Here is a 23436-nt window from a genome sequence, read left to right on the forward strand (position 1 = left end):
TTGGGTGTTTTAACGGCACATGGTTGCCGGATCATGCTTCTTAATTTTAATTTTCACGTATTTGGACGCCGGCATATTGCTTCCCTTTACCACATTATTTACGGAAACCAATACGTTCGTTTCGGGGAAATACGTCATGGTATTCTTTTCCGGTATAGGATAAGGGACAATGATAAATAATGGCGCAATGCGCTCGATACCGTCATCATAATTGAATAAATCCACTTTATCGCCCGACTTGAATCCCGCCCGTGCAATATCATTCTCATTCATCATCACTACCCGGCGCTCATTGAAGATACCCCGATACCTGTCGTCGAGCCCATAGATAGTTGTATTGAACTGGTCATGCGTTCGGGTGGTAGCCATCAGATATTCATCCGGCGCAAGGGTATTATCTGGAAGGGTTGTCAATGTAAAGGGGGCACGATCATCGAACTGCTTGGCAAACCGCTGCTCATCGCGCGCTGCATTGGGAAGGTAAAACCCACCTTTCTGCTTTACCCTGACATTATAATCCTCAAAACCGGGGATGCATTTTTCGATGTCATCCCGCACGGCATCATAGCTATCATGGTACCGTTGCCAATCAACAACCGTCTTCCCCCCTATTGTCGCCATTGCCATGCGGCATACAATTTGTGTTTCATTAATGAGGTCATCCGAGATCGGCGTCAGTACCCCTCTTGACCATTCTACTACACCCATCGAATTTTCGGTACTCACAAACTGTTTCTCCCCGTTGACCATGTCAATCTCGCTCCTCGATTTGGTCGGCAATATCAACGATTCTTTCCCATGGATCAGGTGACCGCGATTCAGCTTGATGGAAACAAATGCCGTTAAGGCCAATTTCCTCATGGCTCCGGCGGTATAACCCGTATCGGGTGAGGCCGACAAGAAGTTGCCACCCATGCCGAAGAAGACACGGACTTTCCCGGCATGCATCGCCTTGATGGTGTCCACAACGTCATAGCCACCTGCCCGCGGTGGGTTAAAGCCGAATACCTGCTGCAGCCGATCCAGCTGCTCCGCTGTGGGATGGTGATTGATCAGCATGGTACGGTTGCCCTGCACGTTGCTATGGCCGCGGACGGGGCAGGCGCCCGCACCGGGTTTACCGATGCTTCCCTTCAACAATAGGATATTAACAATCTCCCTGATCATATCCACCCCATTATGCTGCTGCGTCAGGCCCATCCCCCAGCAGATGATGATGCGCTTTTTAAACGCCATCATCTGTGCTGCTTCATACAGCAAAGATGGCGGTACGCCGGCAGCCGCGGCAAGGTCTTCCAAACGATGGTCATCGAATTGTCTGATGAAATCGTCGTAACCGACTGTTTTGGCAGCGATAAATTCGTGGTCGAACACCTCACCAGGCGATTTCCGTTCGAAATCGAGCAACAGCAGCTCCAATGCCTTCAGCAAAGCCAGATCGCCATTTATCCTTACAGGAAGGTAAAGGTCCGCTAGGTTCACCCCTCGACCGATAACGCCGTTGAATTGCTGCGGATTGCGGAAACCCATCAATCCTGCTTCGGGCAACGGATTGACGGCAATGATTTTAGCACCGTTCCTTTTGCCTTTTTCCAGGGCGCTTAACATACGTGGGGAATTCGTCCCTGGGTTTTGCCCAATGACCACAATGACATCTGTATCGTAGAAATCGTGCAGTTTTACCGTCCCTTTGCCAATGCCGATGGTGGGCGACAACGCAAAACCGGAAGTCTCGTGGCACATATTGGAACAATCGGGAAAATTGTTGGTACCGAACTCCCGTACAAACAACTGATACACGAAAGATGCTTCGTTGCTTGTCCTTCCCGATGTATAAAACACTGCTTCGTCGGGCGAAGCTAACCCATTGAGGTGTCCGGCGATTTTCCCAAAAGCTTCCTCCCAACCGATGGGTTGGTAATGGGTGCCGCCCTCGGGCAGGTAAACCGGCTCGCTCAGCCGGCCCAGGTGACCGATTTCGTAATCGGATAGTTTCGCCAAGTCGTAAACCGAGTTATTTCTAAAAAACTCGGCGGTGATTTTTTTCGTGGTGGCCTCTTCCGCGAGCGCTTTCGCACCATTTTCGCAGTATTCGGCAATGGGCGACCGGTCGTCATCCGGATCGGGCCATGCACAGCTTGGGCAATCGAAGCCATCGAATTGGTTCATTTTGAATAATGCCCCGCCACCACGGAAAAGTGTCTTATCGACCATCAAATCCTTTACCGAAGCCAAGACGCCGGGTATCCCGGCGGCCCACTTTTTCACTCCGGTAACGGTAAGGTCTACTAATTCATAGGGTGGTTCTGCCGAGGGTGTTTTGTTCGCATGCGGGGTTCCCTTCATCCGGTTTCCTTCTTCCATAGCACGGGGTATTAATCACATGATAGTGACGGGTTGGGATAATTATCGCTTTGGTCTTCTTCCGTATTGTCTATACAGGCAAAGTCTTTCTCCACCAGTAGGCTCACCGCTCCCGACTTATCCCCAAAACCCACCTTATCAGTATGGTACAATTCGTCAATCATCGTCTTGGGCATCTTCAGCACGATTGTGCTTTCAATAAAATCCGCTGACAGCCGATCGCTGCTGGCAGTCTCTATCGCGTACGTAAATGTTTTACCGTCAAATGCTGTATGTTCTTCCAAACGACCCAAGGTTTGCAATTCAGCTACTTCCGACCGGGTAAGCCTGTACCGTAATGAGTTGCCTTTAATCCGTATTTTCATCTGATCAAATTATTGATTCATTGTTTGTTTTGATAAGGCATCAATGAATGCTTCTCAGTTTGTCCTTTATTCGGTGATGAAGCTTGCATAAATAAATCATGTCCTTTTTGTTTATGGCAATCCACACAGGGTTCATCTATCTATTTTTTTCCGTTTGCTAACGGACTTCGGTTTCACTCCCTATCCGTATTAAAACGTTAGCACCCAAATGATATATATTGAAGTTATCTTCTTTAAGAAAACCTATAAGCGTTATATCCAGTTCCGTTGCCAGTTCCAGCGCCAGGCTCGAAGGGGCACCAATGGCCGCAATAATGGATATACCAGCCATTGCCGCCTTTTGGACCAGTTCAAAGCTCGCCCGGCCACTCAACAGCACAATGTGGCGGTTCAATGGCAAGGCATCGTTCACCAATGCATTCCCAATCAATTTATCGAGCGCGTTATGCCGACCGACATCTTCCCTCAAAGCCACCAACTCACCCTGCACGGTAAAAAGGCCCGAAGCATGGATCCCTCCCGTAACAACGAAATCATTTTGGGCCGCCCTTAGGTTTTTCCGTAAACGATATAGGATATCGTTGGATAAATCCAGTTGTGGCCGTTTTTGCCCCCGGAATGGGCTTACTGTTTTTATGGACTGTATCGAGTTTTTCCCACAGACGCCACAACTGGAAGTCGTATAGAAATTCCGGTCAACCTGATGAAGCCGCGGAACGAAACCCTCCGCGAAATCTACCTGTACAATATTTTCCTTCTGCGAAGAACAATCTTTGTCTGCGTGCTGTGCACATTGTACCATTTCATTGGAAGCAATAACCCCTTCGGTGAATAAAAACCCTAACGCAAGCTCCGCATCGTTGCCCGGCGTACGCATGGTTACGGAAACATTCTTTTGCAGACGTTCACCCCCAGAATCATAACTGATCCTTATCTCCAAAGGCTCCTCGACGGAAAGCACATCGGTGAATAACGCATGAGTATGTCCTTTCACCTTCCTTGCTTGGATGTGTTTAATGGAACCTGTCGTCACTTCCCTCATTTCCTTATCGATTTATAGCCTTGGGTAAAGTTACCAAAACTTACGCATGTGCCGATACCCATACCTCACCATTTCCCAAAATTTCCTTTTTCCGGATAAGTACCGTCTTTTTCAATGTGTCTATCGCATACCGGCAGGCATCAAAAGCAGCGGCACAATGGGCAGTGCCTATAGCAATGGCCACTGCCATCCAATATTTCAATATCAATCATTCCATGTAGGTTTCAGCCGCCACTTACCGGTGGGATGATTGCAGTCTCATCTTCCAGGTGACGAATCAACTGGTCTTCGGCGTATTCATTATCGACGGCAACCATGTATGCCTGTAATGCCTTCATGTCTGGATACCTAAATCCAATATCGTTATATCCATCTCAGTTAAAAATATGGTTCAAAAATAAGGGCAAGTGCTTGAATAACACATTTGCCCCCGCGCCGCAGACCAAAACCGCCGTGATACGACGAATGATTAACGGGTCGAATCTGACCGCCATCCTTGAACCTAACTGGCCACCGATCAACACCGATAAGCATAACAGCCCGATACGTGTATAATTGATATTTCCGGGCACGCCCGTAAGCTGTCCGGCAATACCCGAAATGGAATTAACCAAGATAAAAACACTGGCCGTTGCGGCTATTTTCCTAGGCAAATCCCACTTCATCAGGTGAAGTACCGGCGACAGGAAAATACCCCCACCGATGCCTACCATGCCCGATAGGAAACCGATAGAACCACCCAATGCGCTATTCTTCAAAAGGGCATGCCCTTTCGGTTCTTTTAGCTGCTCAATCGTCTTGGGGCCTGTCTTTATCCAAAGCAATACAGCGGCCATGACCAAGCTGCACCCGAGGATGATAAAAAAGGTATGGCGGCTAATGTGCACAATCGCACCCAAGTAGGCCATCGGTATACTCAGCAAAACAAACGGAACGATTTTCTTCCAGTTCACCTGTTTATTTTTCAGGTAGACATACACCCCGCCTGATACGACGATGATGTTGCATATCAGCGCGATTAAACGCAGCTCTTTAAATGGCAGTGCGTACAATGCCAAAATAGCAAGGTAGCTGGAACCACCGCCAAACCCTACCGAGGCATATACGAAAGCGACGATGAAGAAAAAGAACAATAGTTCCCAATGTTGCATAGCAAATACAAATAATCGTAAGCAAATATACGCTTTCGGAAAAAAATGAACGTCGCGGATAACCGATTATCTCCATGGCCTAGCCGTGCTACCATGAGGGAAAATTCTAAAATTACTTATATATTTGACTAAGCACGAGGGTGATTTGCTGGCATTATCGTCGAATACAACCCCACTGACATCAAAAGGCCCTTGAAACAGATCTGAAACGATGGATTATATTGATTATTATAAAATTCTGGGTATCCATAAAAATGCAACGGCAGAAGAAATTAAAAAAGCCTATAGGAAGTTGGCCCGGCAGCACCACCCCGACTTGAACCCGGAGGATCGCGAAGCCGAAGAGCTGTTCCAACAGATCAACGAGGCAAATGAGGTATTAAGCGACCCCGAGAAACGAAAAAAATACGACCAATATGGAAAAGACTGGAAGCAAGCCGATCAATACGAAGCGTCCGGAGCCCAGCAACGACCATCCGGAGCCCAAGCAGGCGACGCGCCATTTGAGGAGGGTAACCATCCGTTTGGCGATGGAGGCGACTTTTCAGATTTCTTTGCATCCATGTTCGGCGACCGCGGCAATGGGAATAGGCATATCAAATTCAGGGGGCAGGATTTCCACGCGTCATTTCAGTTAAACCTATCAGAAACATACAGGACCCATAAACAGAGATTTACCGTAAATGGCAAGAATATCCGGATTACCGTCCCCGCCGGAATAGAGAACGGCCAGGAAATAAAATTGCCGGGTTATGGTGGCCCTGGCATCAATGGTGGCCCAAGTGGCGATCTGTATATCACCTTTGAAATCAAAAATGATACTGCCTTTACCCGCAAAGGCAACGACTTATACAAAATGGTTCCATTAAATCTTTACAAGGCCATACTCGGGGGAGAAGAGACCATAGAAACCCTGTCGGGCAAAGTAAAGATGAAAATCCCACCCGAAACCCAGAATGGCACCAAGGTACGGCTTAAAGGAAAAGGGTTCCCCCTATATAAAAAAGAGGGCATATTTGGCGACCTATACATTACCTACCAGGTGCAAATACCCACCCACCTTACGGCCAAAGAGAAGGATTTATTTGAACAATTGGCTAACGAACGGTAAAAGAAATGGGCATGGGAAAGACAAAGAAAATATCCGTAGAAGAATGCTGCACTTATTACAGCATTGAAGCATCATTCATTTTTGAACTGGACGAGCGTGGACTGATTGAACTGAGCCGCTCCGGTAAATCGCAATTTATCACCGACGATCAGTTGCCCAATTTGGAGAAGTATATGCGCTTGCACTATGAGCTCGAAATTAATATGGCTGGCATGGAAGCCATACGACACCTGCTTGAGCGGATGAAAAACCTGCAACAAGAGGTAAAAAGACTGCAAGAGCTTTCAGCCAATGAAAAATCAGTTTAATAGAATATTTTACTTAACATAGTTTCACATTCAAACCATAGAATTATGAGATTTGCGTTGATGTTCAGCTGCTTAATCGCTTTCGTTATTGTTTGCAAAGGCCAAAACGACGTGGTGATTACCTCCCATAAGGGAAAGATAGAGGTGCGCGCCAACGACGATGGCCGCCTCCACATCAATGTCCCGCCCAAACATACCCTTAACTTTAAAGCCAAGGGGTGGGTACAGTATAGCGATTTTGGTGCGAGAGGCGACGGAAAAACGGACGATATCGATGCCATCGCGGCCACCCATGCGTTTGCTAATGCAAACCAGTTGGTAGTCAAAGGGGACGACAAAGCAACTTATTACATCGGTGGAAAAGCACGTACGGCCATCATCAAGACCGATACTCACTTCGGAGCGGCCTCCTTTATCATTGATGATACGAACGTCGAGAAGCGGAATGCCGCGGTATTTATGGTGAGTTCCGGAATGCAATCGTTTACACCGAAGGGTGTAACCTCCTTGGAAAAAAACCAACCCAAAATCGATGTTACGTTCCCTGGACCCTGTCTCATCACTGTTGTCAACAGCAACGTCAAACAATATATCCGTTTCGGCCCCAACCAAAACAACGGCTCGTCACAAACGGATATTTTCGTCGTCGACAAAAACGGCAATGTAGACATGGACGCGCCTATTATATGGGACTTTGCCGAAATTACCAGTATCGCGGCGCTTCCCATCGACGAAACCCCGCTCAACATCACCGGCGGTGTCTTCACCACCATTGCCAACCAAGCTGAATCAAAGTACACCTATTACAGCCGTAATTTGGCTATTCGACGTTCGAATGTAACCGTGGATGGACTTGTACACCGTGTTACAGGCGAAGGGGATCACGGCGCCCCCTATAGTGGATTTATCGATGTAGGGAACTGCGCTTATGTAACGGTAAAAAACACCGTTCTTACCGGGCGGAAAACCTATACCACCATCGGCGCCGCAGGGAAGCCGGTATCTATGGGAACCTATGATATCTCGGTAAACCGCGCACTCAACGTTTCGTTTATCAACTGCACCCAGACTAACGATATCAATGATCCGACATTTTGGGGCATCATGGGTTCCAATTTCGGCAAGAATCTGTTGTATGACGGCTGTACATTATCTCGGTTCGATGCACACCAAGGTGTAGCCAACGCTACCGTACGCAATTCCACACTCGGCCACATGGGCATCAATGCCATCGGCACCGGAACATTCACCGTTGAGAATAGCACCATTTTGGGCAGAAGCATCGTCAACCTGCGCCCCGACTATGGTAGCACATGGCAGGGCGAACTCATTATACAGAACTGTGTTTTCAAGCCCTCCGTGAAGAACCTTTCCCGTGTAACCCTGATCACCGGCAGACAGACGGGGTTGCATGACTTCGGTTACATTTGTTATATGCCCGAACATATTACGATTGAAAACCTTCGGATTGACGATTCCAATATTCCGGTGGACTATAACGGTCCGGCTCTTTTCGCCGACTTTAACCCCCAAATGACGGACGAGTCGTACCAAGAGGAGTTCCCATATGTAAAAACCAAGGAAGTGATACTCGAAAATGTGACAACAACCTCAGGCAAAGCCTTACGGATCAGTGACAACACATTTATGTTCAAAGACGTGAAGGTATTGCGTAACTAACTTTCCACCATTGATCGGAAGGTAAGATTCACCCGGGGTACGCTTATTTTCTTGGTCGGCGGCAACCGGTGGAGCCAATGTGTTTGTGTGGCATCTTTCATTACTAGCAAGCTACCATGTTCCAACACAAGTGCCACTTTTTCTTTACTTTGCTTATGTTTAAATGCAAATTTCCGCTCCGCACCGAAACTTAAAGAGCCTATAGTTCCGTCCTTTTGAAGGTCGGTTTCACCATCGCTATGCCAAGCCATGCCTTCTTCCCCGCTGTGGTACAGGTTAAGCAAGCAGGAGTTAAAACGTTCGCCCGTTGCCTTTTCCAACAGCGCTTTCAATTCCAGTAAATCCGCCGTCCAATGCAACGCGCGTTTCGTGGTGTTGGAGTACGTATATTCATAAGGGGCATTACCATACCACGCTACCTTGCGTTTGGTAATGATCTTCTTTCCGAAGATGACCGCCTCGTCATTGCGCCATTCAATCGTTTCCAATAATCGGGCTAGGTAATGGTCGGCCTGTGCCTTGGACAATAACCGACCGTAATAATGAACCGTTCCATCGTAAGGCAGCCAATTTCTATGTCTATCGTTGGTCTGGCTAAATAAGTCCGTCTGTCTATTCATGGTATGGCTACCGTTTATCCAATTGGATGTAATTCGACCACACACCCGGATGTTGCCAAGGTGCCCGGTACGGTCTTCTCAACAATGCTGTCGCTTCCGGATCCTCTGTGCATATCTTGCGCTGCGGATCATACCTCACAGGACGGTTCAAGCACATGGATACGTTGGCAAGTATACAGCTGGCTGTCGATATGTGCCCTTCTTCTACGTCCGCCACCGGTAAATGGTTTTTTTCGATAGCCGATAGCAAGTTCTGCATGTGCATCCGCGTAGCGGGAGCTGTGTGTAACTCAATCCGCGGCTCATCCACATCCTCCGGAAATTCCTCCCGCTCATACACCACATCTTTGGTTATCCGATCCCCTTTGCCTGCCGGGATAAACTCATACTTCATCACGCTTCCTTTGAGTGTACCCTTATCGCCATAGATCATAAATGCCCAAGGGTATTCCGGATCCACCGGCGTTCCCCATGTACGGTGTTGCCACACACAGTTCAACTCATCATATTCAAAAACAACGGTTTGCGTATCAGCAATGGTCGACTTCCCTCCTTTCTGCACATAAATGCCGCCAGTGGCACTCACCTGTTTCGGCCAGCCAAGCTTCAACAGCCAGCGCACCGTATCAAACATATGCACACACATATCGCCGGTGATGCCATTACCATATTCCATAAAAGTCCGCCACCAACTACCATGCGGCAGTACATCATACGGCCGCATCGGTGCGGGGCCGGTCCACATGTCATAATCGAGAAAATCCGGAACCGGCGCTTCGGGCGGATTGCCATTCCGGCGCATGTGGTAATAGCAGCACATTTCCACGTGCGAAACTTTGCCGAGCAGTCCGCCATCGATTATCCGTTCTTTGGCATCGATGAGATGAGACGTACTCCGTCGCTGGGTACCGATCTGTACTTTCCTATTATATCGACGTGCGGCGTTGACGATGGCTTCTCCCTCCAACACATCCACGCTAACCGGCTTTTGCAGATAAAGGTGTGCACCTGCTGCCATGGCGTCTATGGCCTGCCGCGCATGCCAGTGGTCCGGCGTTCCGATAAGAACGAGATCGAATGCATGGTCGGCCAGCATTTTCCGATAATCCGCGTACAACGCGGGTACTTTCCCAGATGCTTGCCGCGCTCCCACCGACGTAGCGGCCTCTTCAAGCTGACGGCGGTCCACATCACACAGGGCAACCACATCTACATCACGCACTTGGAGGAGCCTGAAGAGATCGCTTTTGCCGTACCACCCTGCACCAATCAGGCCCACACGTTTCACCTGTGGTGCATCGTAGACCCCCAGTGCCCTAGCCGGAAGAGCAGACCAAGTCAATGCCGCGCCGGCACCCCATATGAATGTTCGACGGTTCAACTCAAGGTTTGTCATCATCTGTTGGTTCATTATGGACAATCAAAAAAACGAAGATAACCTTTTCCCAAGAAAAAACCCCGGCCCATTTATCGAAAAATGAGACGGGGTTTTAATCATCTTCCCGGGAAAAGATGTCGCCCCCAAGGGATTGGGGACTATCAACCTAAACCTAGGACCAATATCGGTATTAAATCAGCACCATCCAAGGATTTTGTTGAAAAAATCTTTTGCGTACTATTTCAATGTCTCAAGACTGGTTTCAATAATAGAAATACAGGTTTCCAATTCCGTTTTCGCAATTACCAATGGCGGTGCAAAACGGATTTTGTCGCCATGGGTGGGTTTAGCCAACAAACCACGATCTTTAAGTACAAGGCAAAGATCCCAAGCCGCTTCTGGATTTTCATGGTCGATAACAATGGCATTCAGCAATCCCTTGCCCCGGACCTCCTTCACGTTGGGATGGTGCAATGCACGTAATCTTTCTCGGAAATAAGTGCCCAGTTCGGCCGACCGCTCTGCCAGCTTTTCGTCTTTGATAACTTCCAGCGATGCGATGGCTACTTTACATGCCAGCGGGTTGCCGCCGTAGGTAGATCCATGTTCGCCGGGCTTGATACAAAGCATTACATCGTCATCGGCCAACACGGCCGATATCGGTAACGTACCGCCGCTTAGCGCCTTACCCAATATCAAGATATCCGGTCGCACGTCTTCATGGTCACATGCCAGCATCCTGCCCGTGCGCGCTAGACCTGTTTGTATTTCATCGCCAATGAATAATACATTCGCCTGTTGGCACAAAGCATATGCTTTAGCCAAATACCCTTCATCCGGCACATAGACCCCCGCTTCGCCTTGGATGGGCTCGACAAGAAAACCTGCTACATCCGGATCTGCCAAAGCACGTTCCAACGCCACCAGATCGTTGTAGGGGATCACCTGGTAACCCGGCATGAACGGCCCGAAGCCGTCGCGCGACGACGGGTCGGTACTGAACGAGACCACATTGAGCGTACGGCCGTGAAAGTTGCCTGCCACCGTTACAATCTTGGCCCGGTTGGCCGCAATACCTTTCTTATCATATCCCCACCGGCGGGCCAATTTGAGCGCGGTTTCTACCGCTTCCACCCCACTGTTCATCGGCAATACCTTGTCATAACCGAAGTATGCAGTGATATATTGGGCAAATTCGCCAAGCGAATCGCTATGGAACGCACGCGAAGTAAGCGTAAGCCGTTGGGCCTGGGCTATCAATGCGCCCACAATCCGTGGATGGCAATGGCCTTGGTTCACGGCCGAGTATCCCGAAAGGAAATCGTAATAACGCTTGCCGTCCACGTCCCATAGGTATATGCCTTCACCCCGCTCCAAGACCACGGGCAGCGGGTGGTAATTATGGGCACTATATGCTAATTCCTTGGCTATAAATTGCTGGGTTTTTGACAAAGGGGTTGTTTCTATGAATGACATGTGCCAAAGTTAACATACTTTCGCATAATTGCAGCACCCGATGTGGCAATTATAGGAACGTCATCCAATTGTCGTTTTCCGCAATCGAATGTTGGATTTTCGTTTACATGCGTTACTTTTGCTGACAGTGTTAGTTTTTAATCACACTGTTAGAAATGGGAATATCAGAACGCAAGCAACGCCAGCACGAAGAAGTGCGAACCACCATCCTCCAACAATCGTGGCAGATCGTTGAAGAGGAGGGTTGGGAAGCGCTTTCCATCCGTAAAATTGCAGATGCTATCGAGTACAGTACCCCGATGGTTTACAAGCATTTCGAAAACAAAGATGCCCTATTGGAAGCCTTTTCCCGTGAAGGATATGCCCGCCTGGCCGATATCCTTGTTACTGCCAAGGCTTCCCGCACCTTGCCGGCAGAGCAACTGGAAGCAATTTCTGAAGCGTATTGGCAATTCGCCCAAGAGCATCCCAAACATTACCAAATCATGTATGGCCTAGGGATCCCCACGTGCCAAATGGTGCGTGACATCCCTGAAATCAGGCAGGTAAGCGACCTATTACACGCAACCATCGATGAAGCGATCGCGTCGGGCAAGAACCCCGATATAGATGGTCACTTGAAAGCAACCACTTTCTGGTCAATCCTACATGGGCTTGTGGCCATGACGATCATCTCAGCCCACGGCGGACCAGAAATGGCCCGGCGTACCCTTAACGATGCAGTACAAGGATTCATCAAGGCACTCCTCAATTGATAGCAGTGCTCTATTCAATACAATTTTCACAATCAAATTTAATACGCGCATATGCAATTATTAGAAGCATTAAACTGGCGCTACGCCACAAAGAAAATGAATGGGGAGACCGTTCCACAAGAAAAAGTAGACCAAATACTGGCCGCGGCGCAGCTAGCACCGACATCTTCGGGTCTCCAGCCGTTCAAAATCATCGTGATTACCAATCCTGAATTGAAATCGAAAATCCAGCCCATCGCCATGAACCAAAGCCAAGTTGTCGACGGGTCGCACCTCTTGGTTTTTGCCGCGTGGAATAATTACACAGCGCAACGGATTGACAACGTATTTGCCCACACCGCAGCCGAACGTGGTATCCCCGCCAGTACGTTTGAAGATTACAGCAACCGGCTTAAGGGCCTTTACCTGGATCGTCCCGCCGAACAGAATTTCGAACATGCAGCACGCCAGGCCTATATCGCTTTCGGGCTTGCCATCGCAGCCGCGGCCGAACTGCAAGTAGACGCCACCCCCATGGAAGGGTTCGACAATGCAGCGCTCGATGATCTATTGGCGTTACCACAGCAAGGATTGAAAAGCCTTACCCTTCTGCCATTGGGTTACCGCGATGCGGAGAACGATTGGCTGGTTAGTCAGAAAAAGGTACGCATGCCCAAATCCGTATTCCTATCTCAGATCGCTTAATACATGCAAACAATACGTAATAAATAACTGTACTATAAAAACAGGATGGCAACACAACGAACATTAGGAAAATCCGACTTACAGGTTTCACCCATCGCCTTCGGTGGTAATGTCTTCGGTTGGACATTGGACAAACAGCAGTCGTTCCGTATCCTGGATGCTTTCGTAGCAGCAGGATTCAACTTCATCGATACAGCAGACACCTATTCGACGTGGGTACCGGGCAACAGCGGTGGCGAGTCCGAAACCATCATCGGACAATGGCTCAAACAACGGGGTAAGCGGGACGACATCATTATCGCCACCAAACTGGGTGGCGATATGGGCGATGGTAAAAAGGGGCTAAGTGCCGATTATATCTCCAAAGCAGTGGATGCTTCCCTGAAACGATTGGACACCGATTACATCGACCTGTACCAAAGCCACTACGACGATCCGGAAACGCCCGTGGAGGAAACAATGGAAGCCTTCAATAGGCTCATCAAAAACGGGAAGGTCCGGCACCTCGGGGCCTCCAACCTCTCGGCCGAGCGTATTGTGCAATCCAACCGGTTTGCGGCGGAGAACGGGCTACTGGGTTACATTAGCCTGCAGCCCCTTTATAACTTATACGATCGCCGAAAATTCGAAACCGAGTACCTCCCTACCGTAGAAGCGGAAGGTTTGGCCGTTATTACGTATTATGCGTTGGCCAGTGGATTCCTAAGCGGCAAGTACCATGGTGAGGCCGACCTCAACAAAAGCCCGCGTGGCGGCGGGATAAAGAAATACCTCGATGAACGTGGCTTCCGTATCCTGAAGGCGCTAGACCGTGTATCGGCCGAGACGGGCGCCCCAGCGGCACAGTTGGCCCTTGCGTGGCAACTGCATAAACCGGCTGTCACTGCCCCCATAACCAGTGCGACAACGGAAAAGCAGGTTCACGATCTTGTTGCGGCAGCTAGCGTCAGGTTATCTAGCGAACAGCTGGACTTATTGGATGAAGCAAGTGCATATTGACACGTTCATACCCCTCGTATACAGCATACAATCATGATCAGTGGTGATCCGCTTAAATAAGTTACTGGTCAAACCGATGTCATGATCCGTATGGAAAAATTAGTTATCAGCTAAATAGATAAATCATGAAGATAGAAATATGGTCCGATATCATGTGCCCTTTTTGCTACATCGGCAAAAAGCATTTGGAAACGGCGTTGAAGCAATTCAATGATGCCGACGCCATTGATGTGGTGTGGAAAAGCTACCAACTGGACCCCTACATCCCGCGCAATCCTGAATATAAAGACACCTATCAGTACCTGGCCGCTAGTAAAGGGATGAGCTACGAGGAGGCCAAGCAAATGACAACCGGAGTAACACAGACGGCTGCCAAAGCTGGTTTAACGTTGGATTTCGAGCACGCAGTGGTGGCCAATTCGTTCGACGCGCACCGACTCGTACACCTCGCGCAAAGTAAGGGTGTAGCCAATGCCATGAAGGAGGGCCTTTTCCGCGCCCACTTCACCGACGGCAAAAACATCAACAGCTACGATGTATTAGTAGCGGTCGGTACGGCTGCAGGTCTGGCAGGGGCGGATATCACTGCCGTGTTGGACAGCGACCGGTATAGCGACAAGGTGTCGTACGACATCCGCGAAGCACGCGAGATCGGTGTAAGGGGCGTGCCTTTCTTTGTATTCAATCGTAAATACGCGGTATCGGGGGGCCAGCCGCCCGAGGTGTTTTTGCAAACCTTAAGGAAGTCGTTTGCCGAGTGGCGGGCCGATCACCCGAAGATCACACTCGCCGTCACCGAAGGGCCGACATGTAGCCCCGATGGCCGCTGCGATTGATATTCAATAAAATAGGGTAAATCCAGTAGATTTAAAAACAAATTTCTACCTTTGGATGTATATAAGCTGTAAATCAAAATCTTTTATCCGCTATGGCAAGTACCAACAGAAGGAAATTTTTGAAGACAACCGTGGGTTTTTCGGCGGCAGCAGTTGCCACGACCGCCCTCGGGGTTAACCCGCTGAACGCATTGGTGGGATGTACATCCTCTAATTCGTCCGGCGACTCGTCGGACTCAGGTGGCGTACTCGAGTTTTCACAAGACCCGCTGGGTTATGATTATAATGCGCTGGAGCCTTACATCGATGCACGGACCATGGAAATCCATTACACCAAGCACCATACTGGTTATATCAGCAAGGTCAACGACGCTCTTAAAGCAGATGGGGTAGCCTATTCGACGGCAGAAGAGCTTTTTGCTAATATCTCGAAGCTTTCCGACGGTATACGTAACAACGGTGGCGGCGCGTGGAACCACACCTTTTTCTGGAAATCCATGCGCGCTCCCGTAGAAGGGAACGCGCCAACCGGCGAACTGCTTGAAGCCATTAACGGGGCGTTCGGGTCTTTCGATAAATTCAAGGAAGAATTCGCCTCTGCGGGGGCTACCCGCTTCGGGTCAGGTTGGGCGTGGTTGGTGAGCGATAATGGCTCGCTAAAAATTGGTTCCACCCCCAACCAAGACAACCCGTTGATGGATGATGCCGAACTGAAGGGCAAACCTCTTTTAGGTATCGACGTATGGGAACATGCATATTATCTCCACTATCAGAACAAACGCGGCGATTACATCAGCAATTGGTGGAACGTCGTCAATTGGGATTTTGTAGCGGAACAATTGAACGGTTGATCTTTTGTCGACAACACTGACAACGCAACAGCAAAAGGTCCGATGTGCTTAATAAGCCATCGGACCTTTCCTTCTACGATTATGCCAGTCTGTTATATTTATTACGCTTCCAACGTTTTCTTCAGCGCCTCCAGCTGACTATCCACCAGCTTTTGCAGTGGCTTGAGTGCCAGCATTTTCATCATCATGTTGAGGTCTGCCTCGATGACCAGTTCGGCCAACGTAGCGTCATTGCCCGATGGTGTAACCTTCCATTGCAGCGCCACGTCGAAGGGTGCTTTTTCGGCAGGCACGAATACCACCGTGCTGTTTTCCGTACGGCAGTCTACCTTGAGTGCCAGCTTCGCCATGTTCCGGATGGTAAATCGGGCCTCATCCCGGGTTGACGTCCAGTCATATATGCTATCCGGCATCAATTGCTCATGGTTATTGCAATCGGCTAAAAACGCATATACATCAGCAACCGGCTTATCGATTGAAATTTGATTCTTTATAACCGTCATCAATTAGTGTTATTATCGTTATGCGCCACTGGGTGACCAGTTCGCCGGGTCTATGCGCCACGCTTCCAATAATTCGATGTCGCTATTGAGGATGTAATTATGTCTCGCTGCCACGTCAAGCAAAGCATCGTAACTGCAAAGACTGATGGTCCTGCACTTGGCTTCGGTGAAATTTGCTTCTGCCTCTGCAAACCCATAGGTGAATATCGATACCAATCCAACCACGTTGCAATCGGCATCGCGCAGCGCCTTCACCGCATTCAGGCTGCTCTTGCCTGTTGAAATCAGGTCTTCGATCACTACCGCCCGCTGGCCACTGACAATCTCCCCTTCAATCTGGTTTTGCCTTCCATGGTCTTTGGAACTTCCGCGCACGTAGGTAAACGGTAAACCAAGATCCTGCGCCACCAACACCCCCTGTGGGATGCCTGCCGTGGCCACACCGGAAATCATCTCAACGGCACCAAACTCCTCCTGTATCAATTCGGACAGCTTCTGGCGAATATACGTACGGATTGGCGGATGAGATAAAGCTACACGGTTATCGCAATATATCGGCGACTTCCAACCCGAAGCCCATGTAAATGGATTTTTGGGTTGTAATTTAATTGCTTTAATTTGCAACAATGATTCGGCAACTTTTTGTGCAACCTCATTCATATCATTCATGGCGCAAATCTATAAAATTTATATGAACCAATCTGCCCTTGTTTTGGCAGAGTACCCCCCAAAAAACATCAGCGACATTCAATCAATTGACCATCAATATCTTGACATAGAAAAACTTTTCAAGCAATGCCGACCAAATAAATCTGGGACGACATATTTCGTCCAAACAGACGATCCCCATGCCTATTTCAGCCTCATCAGGAAAAAATTAAAGGTCATCAAAGCAGCTGGTGGACTTGTAAAGAATGGGGAAGGCAACTATCTTTTCATCTATCGGCTTGGCAAGTGGGATTTGCCCAAGGGCAAGGTGGACCCCGGCGAATCGATGAAAAAGGCGGCGGTGCGCGAAGTGGAAGAAGAATGCGGCATACAAGTTGACTATCTGGGGCAAAAACTGGTCACCTCCTACCATACGTACCAGCTAAAGGGCGAGTTGGTTCTCAAAAAAACGAATTGGTACGAAATGGGCGTGAATAAAGTGCCTAAACTCAAACCGCAATTCGAAGAAGACATCACGGAGGCGGTGTGGTTACCGAAAACAAAATTCGAAAAAGTCCGAAAGAATACCTACCCTTCCATTGTGGAAGTATTGGATACCGTGTTTTTCTGATTCATGATTTACGGCTCACGGCTTCAATCACCGCTTCCGGCACCAGTTGTTGGATGTTACCGCCATTTGCGATGATTTCACGGACGATTGTGGACGAGATATGCGATAAGCCGCTGCTACTTACCAAGAAGACGGTTTCGATTGCGGGGGCCAATGTCACATTATTCTGTGCAATGGCTTTTTCAAACTCAAAATCACCTGCATTGCGCATACCACGAAGGATAAACTGGGCCCCGACCTCCCGGCAGAAATCGACTGTTAGGCCCTTAAATTGCGCAGCTGTTACTCCCCCTCCATGCGAGGCAAATACCGACTGCACAATAGCCAATCGCTCGTCAGGGCCAAAAAATCCCTTTTTGGTGCTATTGGTACCTATGGCCACATAAATTTTATCGAAAAGTACCGTGGCTCGCTCCACGATGTCAACGTGTGCCTTGGTAATGGGGTCGAAAGATCCGGGAAATACAGCTATCTTCATGCGCTATCCTTTCTCCAAAAGTAGCATATTGTAGGATAAATGGCAAATCAACCGTGTATTAACCGGGCCACAAACATACTATCCGCTTTATGCCGATAACCCTCCAATACGCTGACTCGCTGCACCTGCATTTGAAAGGTTTCTCGTAGATAGTCGACCACCTTTTCGTTTTCCTCAGCAAATACTGAACAGGTAATGTATATAAGTGGCCTGCCCGGCTTCAGGTGCTTTATGACCTGTGCTGCCAACTGTCGTTGCAGGGTAGCGAAGCGGCCTATCGATTGAATGTCGAATAACGAAAGCATCTCCGGTGTACGGCCCCACGTACCCGATCCCGAACAGGGGGCATCGAGGATGATACCGTCAAACTGTTCATCGTCCATCACAGTTGCCGTATCTTTGGTGAGGTCGGCAACACGCTGTCGGTATGATGTTATACCCGCCTGCCCAAAGCGTTCATCGAGGTTGCGCAATATGCTACGCCGCGTATCAGATACCAAAATGCCCACACCTGGCGATCGATCCAACAGCAGGAGCGATTTGCCTCCAGCTCCGGCACAGGCGTCCCACCATTGTTCGCCGGCAGCAGCCTCGAAATACGCACCCGTCTGTTGCGACGAAAAGTCCTGCACTTCGTATTTACCGGCAATGCCGGCTAAACGGTCTAACGCGGTGCCGTTGGGTAACGATACCGTATACGTATCAACGATCTGGTAATCAATCCGTGCCAGTTGTAATGCCCTTAACACATCGTCGCGATGACGCGGCCGTAGCCGGATATAGAGGTCTGGCTGTACAAAAAGACTTTCCACAAATAGCTGGCGGTCGATCCCTGCTGAGAGGGACTGTCTAAACGGGAACACATCGTCCAAGCGAAAAGTGGTGTGGGATTCTAGCAATGAAATTTTTCCAGAAAGGTCGGCTTGGCGGTATGCATTAAATTCGGGCAGAAAAACGGAAGCCAACTCGCTGTCATTGCTGCAAAGGAAATCGGCCATCGCCAGCTTCATCGCCAGCGCTTCGTGAGCGGCGGCGCCACCGATGCGGAAATAATGATAAACCAACCGCGAGGCCATCCGCCGATCTCTACTTCCCATCTGCCGATTACGCTTGTAAAACCCAGTAAGGAAACGGGCCAATGGTATGCCTTTTTCTTTTGCATACTCATGGAGCAGGCGTTCAACCGTCCGGATCTGCTGCCGCACCCGTTTTTCTGAAACCATAGGAGGTTGGTTTAATTGATCGGCCGGAAGCCTCCACTACCATACTGCAAAATGGAAATGGCGTTATTCACATAGCCCCAAGCGGCATTATATTCCCACTTAAACGTATTATGTAACCCTCTATACGCAGTCTCTTCCAGATGCGACCGGTAATCGGGACCATACTTCACGAGCAAACTACCAAAATAATAAGCGGCATCGTAGCCCTTATATGCAAATTCGGTGGGTGCTATGCCGAACTCATTTCGATACTGCTGGTCGAACCGGCGTACGTCGGCGGCATTTTTGTCGATATAGTACGAGGTAGTTATACGGGTGTCGAACGCTGCGAGTCCGTCATCAGCGTCGAATCCCAGCTTCGACCAACTTGGATGCCCAAATAATTGGATATCATAAGATAGTTCTTCCTGCAGCCTCTGTAGCTGCGCCAAAATCGGTGATATCTCATACTTGTTGGTGGTGGCCAATACGATCAGGTTTTTGCCTCCAAGATGCACCCGGCTCCCGAGACCATCTTCATCTTCTACTTCTACCACTTGGATGTGGCCATTCTTCAGTTTGCGAAGCTCCGTTCTAAGGGGCGTCAGTAATTGCTTACTCGCCTCGTCGGGCGTTTGATAGAAAATCACCACATCCCCCTGCTTGTACTGGCCGGCAATATGGGTTGCCAGTGCACGGACGTGTACCGGAAGCGGTGCCGTCATGGTAACCAAGTTGGAGAAATTAAACTCTGATGGCATACTTGCCGCCAAGGGCGAAATCTGTAATGTTTGATCGAGCTGCGCATTGAAGCCAAACACCTGTATTTCCTTTGGATACACCGGCCCTACGACCAACGCGGCCTCGCGCACCTCCTCTAATTTGGCAATGCGCGCATTTTCGCCAGCGTCATCGCGCGTATCCAATACGTTCAGTTTGAAATTCGCGCCTTCGGCAGAAAGTACATCCAGTCCAACCTTAAACCCTTGGTAAAAGTCCAATGCCAAAGCGGACCGTTTGATATCCACGGCGCTTGGGGCGTGCTGATTGGCCTTATTGAGCTCAAACGGCAAAAGCAACGCAATTTGGTTAAAGTCAACTGCTTCCTTTCCTGCCGGCTTGGCAACCGCATCTTCTTTCTCTGTGGGCGTTTCCGTTTTTTGGGTAGGTTCCTTACTTCCCGGTGCCCGCAGTACTCGCACCTTGGGTGTACATGCCACCAACCATACCAATACCGATAAGCCTATAAGGCACTTACTCCCATTCAATAGTCGCCGGAGGTTTTGAACTAATATCATATACAACCCTATTTATCCCCTTTACATGATTGATTATCTCGTTTGATATCTTCGCCAACAACTCATAGGGCAGGTGTACCCAATCTGCCGTCATCCCATCGAGTGAGCCAACCGCACGGAGTGCCACTACGTGCTCGTAGGTTCGTTCATCGCCCATTACCCCTACCGACTGCACTGGCAGGAAAATCGTTCCCGCTTGCCACACCTGATCATACCAGCCCGATTCCCGCAGGTTACGGATGTAGATATCATCTGCTTCCTGCAAAATCCGTACCTTTTCGGCCGTGATTTCTCCCAAGATTCGGATAGCAAGGCCGGGACCGGGGAACGGGTGTCGACCGAGGATGCTTGGTGCCACCCCAAGCGCTTTGCCCACCCGGCGCACTTCATCTTTAAAGAGCGTGTTGAGGGGTTCAACCACCTTCAGTTTCATGAAATCGGGCAGCCCGCCCACATTATGATGCGATTTGATGGTGGCGGAAGGACCATTTACCGACACCGACTCGATGACGTCGGGGTATATGGTACCCTGCCCAAGCCACTTCACTTCCACACCGGCCGGTAGCTCCGCCTGCACGGCGTGTGCGGCATCGTCGAATTCGTCGATGAATGCCGCACCGATGATTTTACGTTTCTGTTCGGGCTCACTCACACCTGCCAGCTTCCCATAAAAACGTTCTTTGGCATTTACACCTTTGATATTAAGCCCCATATGCTGGTATGATTCCAGCACTTGTTCAAATTCATCCTTCCGTAGCAATCCATGGTCTACAAATATACAATGCAGGTTATCGCCGATTGCCTGATGCAGCAAAACCGCCGCTACCGTCGAGTCGACACCGCCGGATAGCGCCATGATCACGTGGTCGTTACCCAGCTTTTTCTTCAACGCTGCAACTGTTGTTTCCGCAAATGCATCAGCTGTCCATGACGGTGTGCACCCACAGATGTCGATGACGAAATTTTTCAACAATGTCGTACCATCGGTGCTGTGGGTTACTTCGGGGTGAAATTGGATACCATACGTCTGTGTACCCTTGATGTGGTATGCTGCCACATTTACCTTATTGGTGCTGGCAATGATATCAAACGTTTCGGGAATGGAAGAAATAGTATCTCCGTGCGACATCCACACTTGGGAGTCGACGGGGATATCGGCCATCAGTGGGCTAACACGGTCTACAAAATGGAGGTTGGCCCGACCGTATTCGCGGATGGTAGACGCCACCACCGATCCACCCGAATGCTGCGCCAGATATTGGGCGCCATAACATACGCCCAATAATGGAAACCGGTCCTGGATAGATTGGAAATCGACCTGGGGCGCGTCATCCTGCCGCACGGAGTATGGGCTTCCCGAAAAGATAACCCCTTTTACCGATTCGTCAAACACAGGAATATTGGTGTAGGGATAGATTTCACAATATACATTCAACTCCCGAACCCGCCTCGCAATCAATTGGGTATATTGAGAGCCGAAATCAAGGATAATGATTTTTTCTGGCATGGGCCAAAGGTACGTATAAGATACGAAATCGTAGATACGAAAAAGAAAATCGGCTACCTGTCTTTCCGTATCGACCACTCGTCGGCATGCTTGATGTCCCACTCGTCTGCATTGAACACGGGGTCTTTGCCTTGAGCCTTCTGTTTGCGGTAATCCTTGAGGGCTTTCAATGCCGGCTTACGCAGCAATATAATGGCAATGAGGTTAAGCCACGCCATCAACCCCACCCCGATATCGCCCATGGTCCACGCCAGTGCGGCAGTCTTTACCGTACCGTAATAAGTGGCAAACAAGATAAGGATACGAAGTGCCCATACCGCCCACCGCTGCTTTCCCTGTTTATCGAGGTAGCTGAGGTTGGTTTCGGCCATGTAATAATAAGCCATGATGGTCGTAAAGACGAAAAAGAACAACGCCAGCGCAACGAAACCAGCACCAATGCTAGGAAAATGATGGGCTACCGCGTATTGGGTATATTCCGAACCGATCTGTACGCCCGGTATGTTTTCAACATGATAGCCACCTGCTGGATTTTGTACGTTATAGGCTCCTGTGAATAAGATCATGAGTGCAGTTGCGGTACACACAAATAGGGTATCAACATACACGGAAAACGCCTGCACCAGTCCTTGTTTGGCCGGATGGCTTACTTCGGCGGCTGCAGCGGCATGCGGGGCGGTACCTTGCCCTGCTTCGTTGGAATAGATGCCCCGTTTCACACCCCATGATATGGCCATACCCAGCATCCCACCAAAGGCCGGTTCGAAATCGAAGGCGGACCTGAATATCAGCCCAAATACAGCGGGAATTTCCTTGTAATTCAGTGCAATGATAATCAATGCCATCAAAATATAGGCACCTGCCATAAAGGGCACCACCACTTCGGCCACCTTCGCGATACGTTTCACCCCGCCGATAATGATAAGGCCAAGCAGTATAACCAGTGCGATACCGGTATATTCAACGGGTACGTCAAATGCATTTTGTACCCCCAAGGCAATGCTGTTACTTTGCACACCAGGCAGGAAAAGGGCCGTACTCAGGATCGTGGCAACCGCGAAAACCACGGCATACCATTTAACGCCCAGTCCTTTTTCGATATAGAATGCGGGGCCGCCGCGGTATTGTCCGTCTTTCACTTCTTTGTAAATCTGGCCCAAGGTTGCTTCCACATAAGCCGATGCCGACCCCAAGAATGCGATGAGCCACATCCAAAATACGGCTCCGGGACCACCCATGGCAATCGCCGTGGCCACGCCGGCGATATTGCCGGTGCCAATCCGGCCCGATAAGGCCAATGCAAAGGCCTGAAAGGAGGACACACCTTTGGTGGATGAGCTGCCGCCAATCAGCAGCCTCACCATATCTTTCAGGTACCTGACCTGTAAAAACCCGGTCGCAAACGAAAAATAGACCCCTACCCCGATACATAGCACAACGAGCGCATTACTCCACACCACGTCGTTAATGGCTTTAATAAACTGTTCCATAAGGTTTTGCAGCCGAATCGGCTGTTTTACTCTGTGTGTTAACGGTTAGTAAATTTTCC

General features: G+C 49.4%; 25 protein-coding genes. 9 read left to right on the top strand and 16 right to left on the bottom strand.

The genetic code is table 11. The features are described from left to right. Positions 1-9 precede the first annotated feature (9 nt). From ACO1NT_RS06215 to ACO1NT_RS06240, 6 genes are all read right to left on the bottom strand, one after another. Complete coding sequence (locus tag ACO1NT_RS06215; protein WP_449047562.1) at positions 10-2364, bottom strand: FdhF/YdeP family oxidoreductase; 2355 nt, start codon at positions 2362-2364, stop codon at positions 10-12. Positions 2365-2375: 11 nt separating this feature from the next. Beyond that, positions 2376-2729, bottom strand: coding sequence for a DUF7009 family protein (locus ACO1NT_RS06220; RefSeq protein WP_449047563.1), 354 nt, complete (start codon positions 2727-2729; stop codon positions 2376-2378). 157 nt (positions 2730-2886) lie between these two features. After that, positions 2887-3771 carry a formate dehydrogenase accessory sulfurtransferase FdhD gene (gene fdhD, locus ACO1NT_RS06225; protein WP_449047564.1) on the bottom strand — a complete coding sequence of 295 codons (885 nt, stop codon included), beginning with the start codon at positions 3769-3771 and terminating at the stop codon, positions 2887-2889. 40 nt (positions 3772-3811) lie between these two features. Continuing rightward, positions 3812-3979, bottom strand: coding sequence for a molybdenum cofactor biosynthesis protein MoaE (locus ACO1NT_RS06230; protein ID WP_449047565.1), 168 nt, complete (start codon positions 3977-3979; stop codon positions 3812-3814). A gap of 16 nt (positions 3980-3995) precedes the next feature. Continuing rightward, positions 3996-4130, bottom strand: coding sequence for a hypothetical protein (locus ACO1NT_RS06235; RefSeq protein ID WP_449047598.1), 135 nt, complete (start codon positions 4128-4130; stop codon positions 3996-3998). 15 nt (positions 4131-4145) lie between these two features. Next, a complete protein-coding gene (locus tag ACO1NT_RS06240; RefSeq protein WP_449047566.1) occupies positions 4146-4922 on the bottom strand; it encodes a sulfite exporter TauE/SafE family protein in 777 nt (258 codons plus the stop codon). Positions 4923-5133: 211 nt separating this feature from the next. On the opposite strand from ACO1NT_RS06240, the gene ACO1NT_RS06245 reads away from it, so the two are divergent. Genes ACO1NT_RS06245 through ACO1NT_RS06255 form a run of 3 tightly spaced genes read left to right on the top strand, consistent with a single transcriptional unit; the run spans position 5134 to position 8021 of the window. Further along, positions 5134-6033, top strand: a complete 900-nt coding sequence (locus tag ACO1NT_RS06245) for a DnaJ C-terminal domain-containing protein (protein ID WP_449047567.1) — start codon at positions 5134-5136, stop codon at positions 6031-6033. A gap of 11 nt (positions 6034-6044) precedes the next feature. Continuing rightward, positions 6045-6341: a chaperone modulator CbpM gene (locus tag ACO1NT_RS06250; protein ID WP_449047568.1), complete on the top strand. Its 297-nt coding sequence runs from the start codon at positions 6045-6047 to the stop codon at positions 6339-6341. Between the two features lie 45 nt (positions 6342-6386). Next, positions 6387-8021, top strand: a complete 1635-nt coding sequence (locus ACO1NT_RS06255) for a hypothetical protein (RefSeq protein WP_449047569.1) — start codon at positions 6387-6389, stop codon at positions 8019-8021. Here ACO1NT_RS06255 and ACO1NT_RS06260 read toward each other — a convergent pair. The 3 genes from ACO1NT_RS06260 to rocD all read right to left on the bottom strand — a co-directional run bounded on the left by ACO1NT_RS06260 (position 8018) and on the right by rocD (position 11495). Beyond that, complete coding sequence (locus ACO1NT_RS06260; RefSeq protein WP_449047570.1) at positions 8018-8641, bottom strand: alpha-ketoglutarate-dependent dioxygenase AlkB family protein; 624 nt, start codon at positions 8639-8641, stop codon at positions 8018-8020. The genes ACO1NT_RS06255 and ACO1NT_RS06260 overlap by 4 nt on opposite strands. A 7-nt stretch (positions 8642-8648) precedes the next feature. Then, positions 8649-10040 carry a Gfo/Idh/MocA family protein gene (locus ACO1NT_RS06265; protein WP_449047571.1) on the bottom strand — a complete coding sequence of 464 codons (1392 nt, stop codon included), beginning with the start codon at positions 10038-10040 and terminating at the stop codon, positions 8649-8651. A 216-nt stretch (positions 10041-10256) separates the two neighbouring features. Next, a complete protein-coding gene (gene rocD, locus ACO1NT_RS06270; protein ID WP_449047572.1) occupies positions 10257-11495 on the bottom strand; it encodes an ornithine--oxo-acid transaminase in 1239 nt (412 codons plus the stop codon). A gap of 155 nt (positions 11496-11650) precedes the next feature. On the opposite strand from rocD, the gene ACO1NT_RS06275 reads away from it, so the two are divergent. The 5 genes from ACO1NT_RS06275 (at position 11651) to ACO1NT_RS06295 (ending at position 15620) form a co-directional block, all read left to right on the top strand. Further along, positions 11651-12250 carry a TetR/AcrR family transcriptional regulator gene (locus ACO1NT_RS06275; protein WP_449047573.1) on the top strand — a complete coding sequence of 200 codons (600 nt, stop codon included), beginning with the start codon at positions 11651-11653 and terminating at the stop codon, positions 12248-12250. 51 nt (positions 12251-12301) lie between these two features. After that, a complete protein-coding gene (locus ACO1NT_RS06280) occupies positions 12302-12934 on the top strand; it encodes a nitroreductase family protein (RefSeq protein ID WP_449047574.1) in 633 nt (210 codons plus the stop codon). 45 nt (positions 12935-12979) lie between these two features. Next, a complete protein-coding gene (locus ACO1NT_RS06285) occupies positions 12980-13933 on the top strand; it encodes an aldo/keto reductase (protein ID WP_449047575.1) in 954 nt (317 codons plus the stop codon). 125 nt (positions 13934-14058) lie between these two features. Then, positions 14059-14769, top strand: a complete 711-nt coding sequence (locus ACO1NT_RS06290) for a DsbA family oxidoreductase (protein WP_449047576.1) — start codon at positions 14059-14061, stop codon at positions 14767-14769. A 92-nt stretch (positions 14770-14861) separates the two neighbouring features. Then, complete coding sequence (locus tag ACO1NT_RS06295; protein ID WP_449047577.1) at positions 14862-15620, top strand: superoxide dismutase; 759 nt, start codon at positions 14862-14864, stop codon at positions 15618-15620. 101 nt (positions 15621-15721) lie between these two features. Here the strand turns inward: ACO1NT_RS06295 and ACO1NT_RS06300 are convergent, their stop codons facing one another. Both ACO1NT_RS06300 and pyrE read right to left on the bottom strand, forming a co-directional pair. Next, a complete protein-coding gene (locus ACO1NT_RS06300; protein ID WP_449047578.1) occupies positions 15722-16123 on the bottom strand; it encodes an SRPBCC family protein in 402 nt (133 codons plus the stop codon). Positions 16124-16141: 18 nt separating this feature from the next. Further along, on the bottom strand, positions 16142-16792 hold the full coding sequence (gene pyrE / locus ACO1NT_RS06305) for an orotate phosphoribosyltransferase (RefSeq protein ID WP_449047579.1): 651 nt from the start codon (positions 16790-16792) through the stop codon (positions 16142-16144). A 22-nt stretch (positions 16793-16814) separates the two neighbouring features. On the opposite strand from pyrE, the gene ACO1NT_RS06310 reads away from it, so the two are divergent. Further along, on the top strand, positions 16815-17402 hold the full coding sequence (locus ACO1NT_RS06310) for an NUDIX hydrolase (RefSeq protein ID WP_449047580.1): 588 nt from the start codon (positions 16815-16817) through the stop codon (positions 17400-17402). Position 17403: 1 nt separating this feature from the next. Here the strand turns inward: ACO1NT_RS06310 and coaD are convergent, their stop codons facing one another. From coaD to ACO1NT_RS06335, 5 genes are read right to left on the bottom strand one after another with little or no spacing between them, the layout of a single operon-like run. Next, positions 17404-17880 carry a pantetheine-phosphate adenylyltransferase gene (gene coaD / locus ACO1NT_RS06315; RefSeq protein ID WP_449047581.1) on the bottom strand — a complete coding sequence of 159 codons (477 nt, stop codon included), beginning with the start codon at positions 17878-17880 and terminating at the stop codon, positions 17404-17406. 47 nt (positions 17881-17927) lie between these two features. Then, entirely contained in the window at positions 17928-19103 is a 1176-nt protein-coding gene (locus tag ACO1NT_RS06320; RefSeq protein WP_449047582.1) for an RsmB/NOP family class I SAM-dependent RNA methyltransferase, read from the bottom strand. 11 nt (positions 19104-19114) lie between these two features. Next, the gene (locus ACO1NT_RS06325; protein ID WP_449047584.1) at positions 19115-20380 is read right to left on the bottom strand and encodes an ABC transporter substrate-binding protein; all 1266 of its coding nucleotides are present in this window, start codon (positions 20378-20380) and stop codon (positions 19115-19117) included. Then, entirely contained in the window at positions 20337-21887 is a 1551-nt protein-coding gene (guaA, locus tag ACO1NT_RS06330) for a glutamine-hydrolyzing GMP synthase (protein WP_449047599.1), read from the bottom strand. The genes ACO1NT_RS06325 and guaA overlap by 44 nt, the downstream gene beginning before the upstream one ends. A gap of 53 nt (positions 21888-21940) precedes the next feature. Next, complete coding sequence (locus ACO1NT_RS06335) at positions 21941-23377, bottom strand: alanine/glycine:cation symporter family protein (protein WP_449047585.1); 1437 nt, start codon at positions 23375-23377, stop codon at positions 21941-21943. Between the last annotated feature and the right edge of the window lie 59 nt (positions 23378-23436).

Source organism: Parapedobacter sp. (assembly GCF_053550995.1).

Excerpts from the sequence above, each read along its gene's own strand:
- ACO1NT_RS06215 (WP_449047562.1), bottom strand. The coding sequence starts at position 2,364 with ATGGAAGAAGGAAACCGGATGAAGGGAACCCCGCATGCGAACAAAACA.
- ACO1NT_RS06220 (WP_449047563.1), bottom strand. The coding sequence starts at position 2,729 with ATGAAAATACGGATTAAAGGCAACTCATTACGGTACAGGCTTACCCGG.
- fdhD (WP_449047564.1), bottom strand. The coding sequence starts at position 3,771 with ATGAGGGAAGTGACGACAGGTTCCATTAAACACATCCAAGCAAGGAAG.
- ACO1NT_RS06240 (WP_449047566.1), bottom strand. The coding sequence starts at position 4,922 with ATGCAACATTGGGAACTATTGTTCTTTTTCTTCATCGTCGCTTTCGTA.
- ACO1NT_RS06245 (WP_449047567.1), top strand. The coding sequence starts at position 5,134 with ATGGATTATATTGATTATTATAAAATTCTGGGTATCCATAAAAATGCA.
- ACO1NT_RS06250 (WP_449047568.1), top strand. The coding sequence starts at position 6,045 with ATGGGAAAGACAAAGAAAATATCCGTAGAAGAATGCTGCACTTATTAC.
- ACO1NT_RS06255 (WP_449047569.1), top strand. The coding sequence starts at position 6,387 with ATGAGATTTGCGTTGATGTTCAGCTGCTTAATCGCTTTCGTTATTGTT.
- ACO1NT_RS06260 (WP_449047570.1), bottom strand. The coding sequence starts at position 8,641 with ATGAATAGACAGACGGACTTATTTAGCCAGACCAACGATAGACATAGA.
- ACO1NT_RS06265 (WP_449047571.1), bottom strand. The coding sequence starts at position 10,040 with ATGATGACAAACCTTGAGTTGAACCGTCGAACATTCATATGGGGTGCC.
- rocD (WP_449047572.1), bottom strand. The coding sequence starts at position 11,495 with ATGTCATTCATAGAAACAACCCCTTTGTCAAAAACCCAGCAATTTATA.
- ACO1NT_RS06275 (WP_449047573.1), top strand. The coding sequence starts at position 11,651 with ATGGGAATATCAGAACGCAAGCAACGCCAGCACGAAGAAGTGCGAACC.
- ACO1NT_RS06280 (WP_449047574.1), top strand. The coding sequence starts at position 12,302 with ATGCAATTATTAGAAGCATTAAACTGGCGCTACGCCACAAAGAAAATG.
- ACO1NT_RS06285 (WP_449047575.1), top strand. The coding sequence starts at position 12,980 with ATGGCAACACAACGAACATTAGGAAAATCCGACTTACAGGTTTCACCC.
- ACO1NT_RS06290 (WP_449047576.1), top strand. The coding sequence starts at position 14,059 with ATGAAGATAGAAATATGGTCCGATATCATGTGCCCTTTTTGCTACATC.
- ACO1NT_RS06295 (WP_449047577.1), top strand. The coding sequence starts at position 14,862 with ATGGCAAGTACCAACAGAAGGAAATTTTTGAAGACAACCGTGGGTTTT.
- ACO1NT_RS06300 (WP_449047578.1), bottom strand. The coding sequence starts at position 16,123 with ATGACGGTTATAAAGAATCAAATTTCAATCGATAAGCCGGTTGCTGAT.
- pyrE (WP_449047579.1), bottom strand. The coding sequence starts at position 16,792 with ATGAATGATATGAATGAGGTTGCACAAAAAGTTGCCGAATCATTGTTG.
- ACO1NT_RS06310 (WP_449047580.1), top strand. The coding sequence starts at position 16,815 with ATGAACCAATCTGCCCTTGTTTTGGCAGAGTACCCCCCAAAAAACATC.
- coaD (WP_449047581.1), bottom strand. The coding sequence starts at position 17,880 with ATGAAGATAGCTGTATTTCCCGGATCTTTCGACCCCATTACCAAGGCA.
- ACO1NT_RS06320 (WP_449047582.1), bottom strand. The coding sequence starts at position 19,103 with ATGGTTTCAGAAAAACGGGTGCGGCAGCAGATCCGGACGGTTGAACGC.
- ACO1NT_RS06325 (WP_449047584.1), bottom strand. The coding sequence starts at position 20,380 with ATGATATTAGTTCAAAACCTCCGGCGACTATTGAATGGGAGTAAGTGC.
- guaA (WP_449047599.1), bottom strand. The coding sequence starts at position 21,887 with ATGCCAGAAAAAATCATTATCCTTGATTTCGGCTCTCAATATACCCAA.
- ACO1NT_RS06335 (WP_449047585.1), bottom strand. The coding sequence starts at position 23,377 with ATGGAACAGTTTATTAAAGCCATTAACGACGTGGTGTGGAGTAATGCG.